The sequence below is a fragment of the Microcoleus sp. OTE_8_concoct_300 genome (assembly GCF_031383065.1).
Classification (GTDB): Bacteria; Cyanobacteriota; Cyanobacteriia; order Cyanobacteriales; family Microcoleaceae; genus Microcoleus.
Window position 1 is genome coordinate 1 of record NZ_JANMZH010000861.1, and the last position, 13,296, is coordinate 13,296.

7 protein-coding genes and 2 pseudogenes are annotated in these 13,296 nt (G+C 46.0%); 8 read left to right on the forward strand and 1 reads right to left on the reverse strand.

Features of this window, described 5'->3' with window-relative positions:
- Nucleotides 1–133: 133 nt before the first annotated feature.
- The 3 genes and pseudogenes from ACUVJL_RS37740 to ACUVJL_RS37750 all read left to right on the forward strand — a co-directional run.
- A pseudogene (locus tag ACUVJL_RS37740) lies at nt 134–1,777 on the forward strand (HAD-IC family P-type ATPase); the annotation flags it as partial.
- Between the two features lie 1,735 nt (nt 1,778–3,512).
- On the forward strand, nt 3,513–4,970 hold the full coding sequence (locus tag ACUVJL_RS37745) for a CHASE3 domain-containing protein (RefSeq protein ID WP_445250491.1): 1,458 nt from the start codon (nt 3,513–3,515) through the stop codon (nt 4,968–4,970).
- Nucleotides 4,971–5,021: 51 nt separating this feature from the next.
- The gene (locus tag ACUVJL_RS37750; protein WP_445250492.1) at nt 5,022–5,195 is read left to right on the forward strand and encodes a hypothetical protein; all 174 of its coding nucleotides are present in this window, start codon (nt 5,022–5,024) and stop codon (nt 5,193–5,195) included.
- Between the two features lie 59 nt (nt 5,196–5,254).
- On the opposite strand, the pseudogene ACUVJL_RS37755 reads toward ACUVJL_RS37750, so the two are convergent.
- A pseudogene (locus tag ACUVJL_RS37755) lies at nt 5,255–5,446 on the reverse strand (RNA-guided endonuclease TnpB family protein); the annotation flags it as partial.
- Between the two features lie 239 nt (nt 5,447–5,685).
- On the opposite strand from ACUVJL_RS37755, the gene ACUVJL_RS37760 reads away from it, so the two are divergent.
- From ACUVJL_RS37760 to ACUVJL_RS37780, 5 genes are all read left to right on the forward strand, one after another.
- Entirely contained in the window at nt 5,686–6,471 is a 786-nt protein-coding gene (locus tag ACUVJL_RS37760) for a class I SAM-dependent methyltransferase (RefSeq protein ID WP_445250493.1), read from the forward strand.
- Nucleotides 6,472–7,033: 562 nt separating this feature from the next.
- Nucleotides 7,034–8,419, forward strand: a complete 1,386-nt coding sequence (locus tag ACUVJL_RS37765) for a CmpA/NrtA family ABC transporter substrate-binding protein (RefSeq protein ID WP_445250494.1) — start codon at nt 7,034–7,036, stop codon at nt 8,417–8,419.
- Between the two features lie 64 nt (nt 8,420–8,483).
- Nucleotides 8,484–9,329 (forward strand): nitrate ABC transporter permease, encoded by an 846-nt coding sequence (gene ntrB, locus ACUVJL_RS37770; protein ID WP_445250495.1) that lies wholly within the window; start codon nt 8,484–8,486, stop codon nt 9,327–9,329.
- A gap of 218 nt (nt 9,330–9,547) precedes the next feature.
- Nucleotides 9,548–11,548: a nitrate ABC transporter ATP-binding protein gene (locus tag ACUVJL_RS37775; protein ID WP_445250496.1), complete on the forward strand. Its 2,001-nt coding sequence runs from the start codon at nt 9,548–9,550 to the stop codon at nt 11,546–11,548.
- A gap of 186 nt (nt 11,549–11,734) precedes the next feature.
- Nucleotides 11,735–12,580, forward strand: a complete 846-nt coding sequence (locus ACUVJL_RS37780) for a nitrate ABC transporter ATP-binding protein (RefSeq protein ID WP_445250497.1) — start codon at nt 11,735–11,737, stop codon at nt 12,578–12,580.
- Nucleotides 12,581–13,296: the final 716 nt, after the last annotated feature.

Consider the following 13,296-nt stretch of genomic DNA (forward strand, 5'->3'; position numbering starts at 1 on the left):
CTGGATGCTCATGCTCTTTTAATACTTGTTGAAGAGTTTCCTTTGTTTCGGAACTTAGAAAGTTTTTAGCAGGCATTCACTTTTTCTGAATATCATTATGTTATATTATACCAATATGCGTTTTAAATGCACAACAGCTTACAGCCCCGAAGGTGAAATTCAGCTCAACCAACGGCCAATTACTGTCAGCGAAACTCCTACTTTGCAAGAATGTTTGCAAGCTGGAATCCTTTGCAACGACTCTCACCTGGAATTCAAAGACGATAATTGGATTGTCGTCGGAGATCCGACAGAGGGAGCGTTAATTGCTGCGGGCAAAAAAGCTGATTTGAGCCAGCAAATTTTAGAAAAGTCAATGCAGCGGCTCGATTCAATTCCCTTTGAATCTCAGTTTCAATACATGGCGACGCTGCACCGAATTCCCACTGGCAAAATTTTGTACGTCAAAGGTTCAGTAGAATCAATTCTCGGCCGCTGCGGTTCCAGTCTCGACACTCAAGGAAATCCGGTAGAAGTCGTGAGCGCACAAATTCACCACCAAGTGGATGCAATGGCAAAGCAAGGCTTGCGCGTCTTGGCTTTAGCGAAAAAGTCAGTACCGCAAAGCCAAAATTCCGTCGATCACTCGGATTTGGAGTCAGGGCTGATTTTCTTGGGACTCCAAGGCATGATTGACCCGCCGCGGGCAGAAGCGATCGCAGCCGTCCAAGCTTGTCAAACCGCCGGCATCCAAGTCAAAATGATTACCGGCGACCACATCGCTACAGCCAAGGCGATCGCCCGCCGCATGGGATTCCGCAAAACCAAGCACCACAGAGAACTTGTAGCCTACACCGGCGCTCAACTCGCCGAAATGAGCAAGCAGGAACTCGGCGAAGCCGTAGAAGCCGGCTCAGTTTTTGCCCGCGTCGCCCCAGAACAAAAACTCCGCCTCGTAGAAGCTTTGCAACTTCAAGGCGAAATCGTGGCGATGACGGGAGACGGCGTTAACGACGCGCCCGCCCTCAAACAAGCCGATATCGGCATTGCGATGGGCAGCGGTACTGAGGTTTCTAAGGAAGCCGCCGACATGATTCTTACCGATGATAACTTTGCGTCGATCGAATGTGCTGTCGAAGAAGGGCGATCTGTTTACAAAAATCTGCTCAAAGCAATCAGCTTCATTCTCCCAGTCAACGGCGGAGAATCGATGACAATTTTGCTCAGCACCCTCCTGGGTCGAGAATTGCCGATTTTATCGCTACAAATTCTCTGGCTGAATATGCTCAACTCCATCACCATGACTGTGCCTCTGGCTTTCGAACCCAAGTCAGCGGGAGTCATGAAACAGCAGCCCCGACCAGCAAACGAACCTTTGCTGACTGCAAATCGGATCAAGCGAATCATCGCTATTTCTCTTTACAACTGGACTTTGATTTTCGGAATGTTTGAATGGGTACGCCAAGCTCCTTGGGGAACGATCGAACTCGCCCGCACGATGGCGATTCAAGCTTTGGTAATGGGTAGAATTTTCTACCTGTTGAGCCTCAGCCAATTGTTGCCTTCTTTGATTGCTAAATTTAGCGGTTCTAAGGAAGAAGTTAGCGGTGCTCCCGCCCTCGGTGTGGGAATTGTCCTAGCGGTGATTTTGCAAATTATCTTTGCTAATTCTCCGTTTATCAATCGCATATTTGACACGGCTCCGATGAATCTGGATCAGTGGCTGATTTGCTTCGGCGTAGCGCTACCGATGATCGGTGTTGCTCTCTCCGTCAACCGCTTTGACCCGCCCAACTAAGCTGCTGCACAAAAGTGCGATCGAACTTGTAGGTACTGCCACCGATTAGTAATTTCGGGTGTTCAGAAACCCGGTTTCTTCAAGAAACCGGGTTTCTCTGTTTTACAGAAATCGAACCTAAAAGCCCACGTCATATCATATAGCCTTTCTCAGATAGATGAGGTACAAGTTTAGATTTTATATTTTATATTTTAGATTTTAGATTGGGGAATTGTTAATTAATTCGTGAATACCTCATCTTTCCGAGAACCGCTATATCCGGTAAATTACTTACGATTAAGCGCCGATTTTAGTCCACCAATGAAAACCAGTTAACCCTTAGAAAACAGCCAAATTGTAAAAAGTTAATTATTTCTGTATAAAATACTACAATTAACCTGGTAAAAAATAGACATACAGCGGTTCTCAAAAAAGTGAGGTATGCCCTGCGCGGGCCTATGCCCTATGCCCTATAGTACCTCATCTTTCTGAGAAAGGCTATACATTAACAAAGTAAATGTGCGGTGGCTGCGATGTTTGCAACTTATTGACAATAGATTTGAAGGCTGCCCGATCGGCCGCTACAACCTTTACCCAGCAAGTCTTGGGGGGTTGGGGATAGGGTAAATCAATGTATAGCGGTTCTCAAAAAAGTGAGGTATGCCCTATGCCCTATGCCCTATGCCCTATGCCCTATGCCCTATGCCCAGTCGTACCTCATCTTTCTGAGAAAGGCTATATATAGCAATCCTAAATCATTCAGATAAATTTGTAGGGGTAGTGCCAAGAGTGCCTACCCCCTATCTATCGGGGCAACCACGGGGGGATTGCCCCTACAATAATTACGCAAATCATTTAGGATTGCTATAGGACATAACTAAGCTGTTCATCATTTAAATTTTCGAGGCTATCTAAGCAAGTATTGGGTTTCAACCTCTGAAATACGCATTTTAAATGCACCACAGCTTAGGAATGAGAATTAAATAACTTCCACAAGTTTGTGGGATGGGCGTCCCGCCCGTCCTTTTTGAACGGGCGGGACGCCCATCCCACAATAACAATTAAAATTGTAAGTTATTTAATTCGCGATCCTTAGCAACTTACGTTAATAGGACTTACGCCATGAATCATTTTTTACACTATCTGTAGTGGTAAGCTGTTCTGGATTTAAATTGTATGTCAAAAAACAATAAAACTCTTGTGGGGTGGGCGTCCCGCCTGCGGAGAACATGCAATTTAAATGCGCGACAGCTTAAGGTGTCCAGTGCGCAGCTTGCCACTACAGGTATAGTTGGTGCGTAAGTGCTGGTTAATATAAACTTTTATGGCATTTTTCCGTTTAATGAAGTTATATTATGGAATCAATAAAAGTAATTATAGCGGTTCTCGGAAAGATGAGGTATTCACGAATTAATTAACAATTCCCCAATCCCCCAATCCCCCAATCCCCCAATCTAAAATCTAAAATCTAAACTTGTACCTCATCTATCTGAGAAAGGCTATATCTTGAGGATGCTTATATAGCATTTCTCAGAAAGATGAGGTACGACTGGGCATAGGGCATAGGGCATAGGGCATAGGGCATAGGGCATAGGGCATACCTCACTTTTTTGAGAACCGCTATATCTGCAATCTGGGGAAGGGGAATTGAGATAGAGCTTGGCTGAAGGCCTCAGCAATATAAGTAATTATACTTAAGTGCAATTGAGCGCTAATTTGGCAAAAGTAAACACCTAATCAAAAAGTAAAAAGTGAAATGTCGCAAAATATTATTCGGCTTAGTAAAGTAGTCCCGTTGGGGTTCGGCTCCATTTTTTTGTTAATGATTAGCAGCGGATTTGCAACTAAATATAGTATGGATAATTTAGCAGAAGCTATTAAGTGGCAAACGCACACTTATGTAGTTAAAACAAATTTGCAAGCCCTAGAAAAATATTTAGTGGATGCTGAAACAGGACAGCGGGGGTTTATCTTCACTGGGAACGAGGAATTTTTAGAACCTTACAAAAATGGGACAATCGCCTTTTATAAAACCGCAAAGGAGACAAAAGAGTTAATACAAGATAACCCCGAACAAGTTAAAAATTTGGAGCAACTTGAAATAATTGGTCAGCAAAAACTAGATGAATTAGCGGAAACTATATCCCTGAAAAGGGCTGGAAAAGAACCACAGCTAAGAGCTGTGGTTCTTTCAAAAAAAGGCAAGATAATTATGGATGAAATCAGGGCTAAGCTGGCACTAATGCTTAATTTAGAAGATGCTCTACTGCTTGAACGAACAAAATTAGCAAAACAGTCGGAGCAATTAGCGGCAATTTTTTCTATAGGAGGTACGGTTGTTGCTGTAGTATGGGGTTCATTTATTGTATTATTTATTTCTGATAAAATTATCCGACCAATCAATCAGGTAGCAAATACGATCGCCAGTTCTTCCACAGAGATTGCGGCCACAGTTGAACAGCAGGAACGCACAGCCACACTGCAATCTAGCTCTGTAAATCAAACTACCATCACAATGGATGAGTTGGGCGCTGCTTCCCAACAATCAGCCCAGCAAGCCCAAGCTGGTGCTGACTCTGCACGGCAAGCTTTAGAGATCACTGAAAGGGGAGCCCTAGCAGTGGAGCAAACCCTGCAATCGATGACAATATTGAAAGAAAATGTCGGGGCAATTGCAGCAGAAATTCTGCGGTTGAGCGAACAAACCAATCAGATTGGCAATATCTCTAGTGCTGTCACAGATTTAGCAAATCAAACGAATATGCTGGCACTGAATGCCTCAGTAGAAGCGGTGCGGGCAGGCAAAAACGCCCAAGGTTTTACTGTCATAGCCACAGAAATCCGCAAACTAGCAGATCAAAGTAAGAAATCTGCCGAGAAGATTAACAACCTTGTCGTTGATATCAAGAATGCGATCGATTCCACCGTAATGGTGACAAAGGAGGGTACTAAAACAGTAGAAGAAGGAACCAAAATAAGTCAAGAAACGGCAGCAGCTTTCTCAGAAGTGGCAAAGGCTGTTAACAATGTGGTATTGAACAATCAACAAATTTCTTTAACTGCCGAACAACAGGCAGTTGCCATTCAACAAGTAGTCGATGCTATGAACAGCCTCAACCAATCGGCACAAGAAACCGCTAGTGGTATTACTCAAACCAAATTAGGCACTCAACAATTGAACGAGGCCGCCCAAAATCTCAATTCAATTGTCTAATTGGCGCTCAGTCTTTTGGGCTAGCAGACTACCAATTGATAGCATTGAGTCATGAATTGCGATCGCAGCCGTCCAAGCTTGTCAAACCTCCGGCATCCAACTCAAAATGCTCGCAGGCCCATCGCTACAGCTTGGGCGATCGAATTGCCTGGTAACACAGATCCGGAGGAAGAGCCTCCAATTTTCCTGTTAGAAGAGCGAGGCTCGGACTCTGGACATCGGTGAGCGGGATCTTCCTGGAAGTGAAAAACACTGTTCGATATAGCTGGCAAAAGCATAGTCATTTATGGCATGACATGGGAGGCATCAAGTCCCTCCCCCTTCACTTTTACTTTGAGCGGATTAACCCGCATTGGCCCAACTACGCAGCTCTCTATCCCATTGCTAAACGCATTTGGGATTGCTTTTCTCAAAATGTTGTAGGCGCCATTCACATCGGAGTTAATTAATTGACCGACCGATGTCTTGTACAAACCTCCTGACTACAGGATACTACTCTTGCTTACTGCTACTTATAACCTTAATAAAGTTTTACAATACCGATCGGAATTCGCCAACCATATCCGTATCCCGGCAATACCTATATACCCACTGGCAGGTGTGTTCACTCACCTTTATGACGAAATGTTAAAACTCTGTGCATTAATGCAGTAGGTGTGATTTAATTTAAATCGTTGAAAGTTACTGATAAATCTGCAATTAATATTTTTTAGCTATGTATTCATCTACTATAGACTCTTACTACAATAACCCTTTTCCCTTTCATCTTCGCATGATGGATTTAATATCACAACTCCAATTGCGAGGTGACGAAAAAATTCTAGACGTAGGATGTGGAGACGGGAGAATAACGGCAGAAATTTCCAAATTATTGCCCCAAAGTTATGTTATTGGTAGTGATGTATTTCCGGAAGTTATAGAGTTTGCTAAAAATAAGTTCGATCGCCAAAATCACCCGAATTTAGAATTTCAAGTAGGCGATGTGAGAAGCCTTGAATTTGAAAATTCATTTGACGTGATTGTTTCTTGTGGAGCTCTTCATTATATCCACAATCATATCCCCGTGCTGACAAGGTTTAAAGAAGCGCTCAAGCCTTCAGGGAAAATTTTACTATCGTTTTTAGGTGAAGGCTCTAACAACTCTTTTCATTTTGTGTTGCAAGAATTACTCCTGGATAGTAAATGGAAAGAATTAAATAATCTTAGTTATCAGTTTTATTCGCCTGCAGAATATAGAGAAATGTTAAAAGCTGTGGGATTTACTACAGATAGCGTAGAAATTTTTTCCTATCCGTTAAAGGATAATAATAGCAAAACAGAAATAAAGCAACGAGTTGAAAAAGATTGGTTTTCTTTGAGTACGAGGATACCTCCAGAAATTTATGATACTTTTCTTGAGGAGTTAGTAAGTATTTATATGGAACGCAATCCTCCCAACCAGAGCGGTTTAATTGAAAGTAAAGCAGAATGGTTAGAAATTCAAGCAACTGCAATACCGTAACAAAAAATTATTTCTGTATTGTAGACTACAATTAACCGCCACCTTAAAAAAGTAGACATATATTAAAAAACTAAATGTACGGTGGCTCAGATCTTTGCCGCTTATTGACAATTGATTTGAATGCCCCCCGATCGCCATTCGCTACAACCCTTACCCAGCAAGTCTTAGTTTGAACCAGTTTTGATAAGCAAACCAGATCGCCCGAACCAACCGTTCGTTATCGATAGCGTCATCCTAAAAGATTTACTTATCAATCAAATTTAATAATTGTTTTAGAATTGTGGCACGAGTACGGTAGAGTTAATTATCAAGCCAAGAAAATGTGCGGCTCGCAAAAAGTGAGTTCACAGAACTCGGCCGATCGAAATATCGATATTAATCAAAAAAGTCAAATCAGCAGGGATAGTTTAAAGACTTATGCTAGCGATAAATCTTTTGCTCTCTCCTGCCAAGGAGCGCTCAAAACAGTTCGCTAAATTCCCTTAGCGAACAGAAAAAAAGCGCCTTGATAAACTTCAGTGATGTCGTTACAGAAGATTATGAATTGCAGCGAGGCTAGACTATGACAAAATTTTCAGAGCAATTTTCTCGGCGTAAATTTATCGTTACAGCAGGTGCATCTGCAGTCAGTTCAATACTGCTCAAAGGCTGTTTGGGAAATCCCCCAGAACCCGGTGCAACTGCCGGTGCTGGCGGCGCAATACCCGCGGCTACCTCAGTAATGGCTGTTGCCAACGAGAAAAGAGTCGAAGGAATTGAAAGCACTAAAATCACATTGGGATACATCCCGATCGTCGAAGCAGCACCTTTAATCATTGCCCAAGAAAAAGGCTTTTTTGCCAAATACGGGATGACTGAGGTAACTATTGCTAAGCAAGCCAACTGGGGTTCGGCCAGAGATAACGTAGAAATCGGCTCTGCAGGCGGCGGCATTGACGGCGGCCAGTGGCAAATGCCGATGCCTTATCTAATTAGTAAAGGTCTGATTACCAAAAACAGCGCCCAAATCCCGATGTATGTTCTAGCCCAGTTGAACACTCAGGGAAATGGAATTGCGATCGCGGCCAAACACCAAGGCAAAGGGATCGGACTTAAACTAGATCAAGCGGCCCAAGACTACATCAAAGGCCTCAAACAAGCAGGCACGCCCTTCAAAGCAGCCTACACTTTTCCCAAAGTTAACCAAGACTTGTGGATTCGCTATTGGCTGGCAGCTAACGGCATCAATCCCGACGCAGATGTCGAACTGCTAACAGTACCGGCAGCCCAAACCGTCGCCAACATGAAAACCGGAAGCATGGACGGTTTCAGCACCGGCGACCCCTGGCCGCTGCGGATTGTCAAAGAAAACATCGGCTTCATGTCCGCCCTGACTGCCGAAATCTGGAAAGATCACCCAGAGGAATATCTAGCAATTCGCGGCGACTGGGTAGACAAACACCCCAAAGCCACCGAAGCCATACTCGCAGGACTAATTGAGGCACAGCAGTGGTGCGACAAGCCCGAACATCGAGCCGAATTGGTCGCCATTGTTTCTGGCAAAAATTTCTTTGACGTATCTCCCACGGTTTTGATGCCTCCCTATGAAGGCAAGTATGTCATGGGCGACGGCAAACCAGACATCAACGACTTCAAGATTAGTCCGCTGTACTGGAAAGACGACATCGGCAACGTTTCCTATCCCTACAAGAGTCACGATTTGTGGTTCTTAACCGAAAGCGTGCGCTGGGGTTTCTTGCCCACAAAAACCTTGGCAGATTCTAAGACAATCATCGATAAAGTCAACCGAGAAGATTTGTGGAAAGCCGCAGCCAAATTAGCCGGAGTTGCTGAGGCTGACATTCCGAAAAATACGTCTCGCGGCATTGAAAAGTTCTTTGACGGCAAAGAATTTAACCCCGAAAATCCAGAAGCTTACATTAATAGTTTGGCAATTAAAAAAGCGTGATGGGGTCTTAGCTTCGCATAATTTAGTCTAGAAAAAAACAGCAGAAACATAGGAGATTAACAAGATGGCTGTCAGCGCAAATCGGAGAGGCAGAGTCGATGCCCAAGGAGCATTGGGCGAGTTTTGGAAGAAAAATTCCCCAAATATCTTGCCGCCAATTTTGGGATTAATTGGATTTCTGTTGGTTTGGCAATTCCTGTCGAGTACGGGAATTATCAAATTGCCTGGACCCAGCAGCGTTTGGACTGACGAACGGACGCGGATATTGTTGATGTATCCTTTTATGAACTCCAAAACCTACGGAGTCGGCTTATTTTGGCAGACTTTGGCTAGTTTGGAACGGGTGGCAAAAGGCTACACTCTCGCGGCCGCTGTGGGAATTACCATGGGGGTTGTGGTAGGTACGAATCCCTTCTTGAACAGGGCTTTAGATCCGATTTTCCAGTTTTTGCGGATGGTGGCGCCTTTGGCTTGGGTGCCGATCGCCCTGGCTGCACTCCAACAAAACGAACCTGCTGCTTTGTTCGTGATTTTTATCACTTCAGTTTGGCCGATTTTAATCAACACGGCTGAAGGTGTTCGCCAAATTCCCGACGATTACAACAACGTGGCGAAAGTGCTGCAGCTTTCTCGTCAGGAATATTACATGAATATTTTGTTTCCGTCGGCGCTTCCTTATATCTTCACAGGATTGAGAATTGCGATCGGTTTGGCTTGGCTGGCGATTATTGCTGCGGAAATTGTGATGTCTGGGATTACGGGTATCGGCTTCTTTATTTGGAATGCTTACCAGCAAAACTACATCAGCGAAATTCTGTTAGCGGTGTTCTATATTGGGGCTGTTGGTTTGTTGCTCGATCGGCTGATGGCTTGGTTGCAGCAAAAGATTGCTCCTTCTCAAGGAAAGTAGTTGTGAGTTACTTCTTTGGGGCGGGAAGAATTAGGATTATTTAACCGCGAAGACGCGAAGAACACGAAGGAAGAAGAGGGAAGAAGTAGATAATCTTCTACGGGAAAGTAACAGTATTTATGCTTCCAGTCTCTCCCTCCACTCTACTTCTAGGCTCTGCCTGGGAAGTTAATTAGCAGGTATCGAAATAACAAACCTACAAAAAAGGCAAGAAAACCATGTCAGTTTTGATTGCAGTAGAACAAGTCGGAAAAGTATTTAATTTAACAGACGGCGGCACATACATAGCCCTCAAAGGCATCGACTTAGAAATTAAAAAAGGAGAATTTATCTCCTTAATCGGACACTCCGGCTGCGGTAAATCTACGCTACTAAATATGGTGGCAGGTTTGGACCTACCCACAGAAGGATTGGTGACGATCGACGGGCAAAGAATCACCCAGCCAGGCCCCGATCGCATGGTAGTATTCCAAAACTATTCGCTGCTACCTTGGCGGACGGTCAGAGAAAACATTACTCTAGCTGTAGATTCGGTGATGAGCGGCTTACCCAAGGCGGAACGCCTCGACATCATTCAAAAACACATCGATATGGTGGGCTTGACGCCCCACGCCGAGAAGCAACCGGCACTGCTGTCGGGCGGACAAAAACAGCGCGTGGCGATCGCCCGTGCTCTGGCCCTGCGCCCCAAACTGTTACTCTTAGACGAACCCTTCGGCGCTTTGGATGCTTTGACTCGCGGCAACTTGCAAGAAAAGTTGATGGAAATTTGCCAAGAGTACGAAATCAGCGCCCTGATGGTAACTCACGATGTGGATGAGGCGGTGTTGCTGAGCGATCGCATTGTCATGCTCACCAACGGCCCAGAATCGAAGATTGGCGGGATTCTCGAAGTAGACATCCCCCGCCCCCGCCAGCGCATGGAAGTCGTCTCACACCCCAGCTACTACGCTCTACGTAGCGAAATGATTTACTTCCTCAACCAGCAGAAGCGGGTGAAAAAACTGCGGGCGCGGAAAGTACCCGCGATCGCCCGCCACGGCCTGGAAAAAGTCAACCTCGAACTCGGCTTTATTCCGCTGGCAGCCTGTGCTCCCCTCGCTGTCGCCAAAGAAAAAGGCTTTTTTGCCAAGCATGGCCTCGATGAAGTCCACCTCGTGCGGGAAACAAGCTGGCGCGGCATCGTAGACGGCATCGCCGCAGGTTACTTAGACGCAGCTCAAATGCCCTCTGGGATGGCGGTGTGGTTGAGCTTGGGGGGCCACCAAGAGAAGCCGATTCCGACGGTTACAGCCCTCACCATGAGCCGCAATGGCAACGGAATTACCCTCGCGAGGCGCTTTTACGACCAAGGGATCTACACTCTGGCAGACTTTAAAGAAATGCTCCAGAGAACGCCCGCGCAAACGCACCGTATGGCGATCGTGCACCCTTCTTCGATGCACAACCTGTTGCTGCGTTACTGGCTGGCTTCCGGCGGCATTGACCCGGATCACGATGTGTTGCTGAAAAATATCCCACCGGCTCAGATGATCGTTGACTTGCAGGGCGGCACTATTGACGGTTTCTGCGTCGGCGAACCTTGGAACTTGCGGGCATCGATGGAAGGAGTCGGCTTTACGGTGGCGACAGATTTGGAACTGTGGCCCGGACACCCCGCGAAAATTCTCGGAGTTCGGGAAGACTGGGCAAATGCTTATCCCAACACTCACATTGCTCTAGTCAAAGCTTTGCTGGAAGCTTGCCACTATTGCGCCGATCCAAATCACGCCGCCGAGGTTTCGGAAATTGTCGCGGGAAGGGAGTATGTCGCCACTGATAAGAGTTACATCCAACTAGGCGACCCGAAATCTTTTGCTTGCAACCTCGATACTCCGATGCGGGAATACGCCCACCACTTGTTTTCTGGAGAGGGGGTGAATCGCCCAAGCCGCACCGAACAACTCTGGCACATGGTGCAGATGGCGCGCTGGGGCGATACTGTGTTCCCGCGCAACTGGGTGGAAATTCTGGAGCGGGTGGTGCGAGTCGGTGCGTTCAGCACGGCGGCGCGAGAGCTGGGGATGGCTGATATTAATTACACTCGCGGTTCTCTCAGCTTGTTTGACGGCTCGGTGTTTAATGCTGACGATCCGATCGGCTATCTCAACAATCTGGCGATTAAACGCGATTTCACGATGGCTGAAGTTGTACTCGATTCCGGCCGCAGAGCTGCTTAAAGCGGTTTTTAGTTGGATAAAAACAGGGTAATTGCTAATTGTTAGTTGTGAGTTTTTAACTGCTAATTGCTAGTGAGCAATTCCCTCTTCATGACCTCCGTTACATCCGTTACATCCGTTACATCCGTTACATAATCCGTTGCCGAACTTCCTTCGCCAATCACCCACTCACAATTTCCCAAACCTATGATTAATACTTCTCTCAACCAGACGGATACCAAAACCCAAATCAAGTCTAAGAACGATCGCCGCCAGCCTTTTTTGGTGATAGACAATGTTTACAAAGAATATCCAAACGGTTACAGGGCTTTAGAAAACGTCAATCTGAATGTAGCTGAGGGAGAGTTTATTACTCTGATCGGACACTCGGGCTGCGGCAAATCAACACTGTTAAATATGGTGTCGGGTTTTAGCCATCCGAGCCAGGGTACCGTGTCGATTAACGGGCAGCGGATTACGAAGCCGGGCCCCGATCGCATGGTGGTGTTTCAGGGTTACGCTTTGCTGCCTTGGCGGACCGTGTTTGAAAATGTTTATCTGGCGGTTCATGCTGTATTTCCGAATAAGTCGAAGGTCGAAAAAAATGCGATCGTCAATGAGCATTTGGCGATGGTGGGATTGACAGAAGCTGCCCAGAAAAGACCGCCGCAAATTTCGGGGGGGATGAAGCAGCGGGTTTCGATCGCCCGCGCCTTGGCAATTCGCCCGAAAGTGCTGATTTTAGACGAACCTTTTGGTGCTCTGGACGCAATTACTAAGGAGGAATTGCAAGAAGAGTTGCTGAAAATCTGGAACGATCACCGCTGTACGGTGTTGATGATTACTCACGATATTGATGAAGCGCTGTTTTTGGCCGATCGACTGGTGATGATGACTAACGGCCCGTCGGCGACAATTGGCGAGGTTCTGGAGATTCCTTTTCCGCGTCCGCGCGATCGGGTTCAAATGATGGAAGATCCGGAATACTACAATTTGCGGAACTACGCCCTAGATTTTCTGTTCCGTCGCTTTGCACACGATCACGATGCCTAATCGGTTGGGAATTCATATCAATTCCGGTTACACCGTTCGGGATGGAGAGTGGTCCGTGGGGAGTGGGGAGTCGGAGAATGTGCAATTATTGACCTTGACTTTATCATTCCCATGCAACTGGAAACGATATCAAAGTTAAAGAGGAGGATATGAGACTTATGGAACAAGTTTAATTCTTGTCGGCAGTAGGGGTTAGGCATCCTGCCGGTTCAAGACGAGCTTTTTTGCAGAAGTCTATTGAAAAGTTTAAGCCCCAGTGTTCCCCGATGTCAGGGGAACATCGCAGCAGGCGCAATTTTCCCGATCCGGTTGGGTAAGCTGAAGCTTTATTGTGGGCGAGAAGTTTTTTAGGAGGTTCGGATCTTTTTCCCAGCTTTTACGTCTACAAGCGAAGAGACCCGATTGCCTAGCTGTCGGTAAGCTGGCATGAACAGAGCCCACCTTCGATCCGAGGGTGGGCTTCTTCTTCATGTTATTAACGGTTTGTGGGCGATCGAGGGTGCGTGCATTCCACCCTTGGAACTGGCACACTGCGGGAACGTTTATCGGTGTTTCATGGATTAAGGCTGTTGTCAATATAGCGGTTTTCAGTTGAGTGAAGTACAGATGATCGGGTAGGGAAACGGCCGATCCTAAGGATCGCGAATTAAATAACTTACAATTTTAATTGTTATTGTGGGATGGGCGTCCCGCCCGTCCTTTTTGGACGGGCGGGA

Coding starts and splice junctions, on each gene's coding strand:
- ACUVJL_RS37745 (WP_445250491.1), top strand. CDS start 3,513: ATGTCGCAAAATATTATTCGGCTTAGTAAAGTAGTCCCGTTGGGGTTC.
- ACUVJL_RS37750 (WP_445250492.1), top strand. CDS start 5,022: ATGAATTGCGATCGCAGCCGTCCAAGCTTGTCAAACCTCCGGCATCCA.
- ACUVJL_RS37760 (WP_445250493.1), top strand. CDS start 5,686: ATGTATTCATCTACTATAGACTCTTACTACAATAACCCTTTTCCCTTT.
- ACUVJL_RS37765 (WP_445250494.1), top strand. CDS start 7,034: ATGACAAAATTTTCAGAGCAATTTTCTCGGCGTAAATTTATCGTTACA.
- ntrB (WP_445250495.1), top strand. CDS start 8,484: ATGGCTGTCAGCGCAAATCGGAGAGGCAGAGTCGATGCCCAAGGAGCA.
- ACUVJL_RS37775 (WP_445250496.1), top strand. CDS start 9,548: ATGTCAGTTTTGATTGCAGTAGAACAAGTCGGAAAAGTATTTAATTTA.
- ACUVJL_RS37780 (WP_445250497.1), top strand. CDS start 11,735: ATGATTAATACTTCTCTCAACCAGACGGATACCAAAACCCAAATCAAG.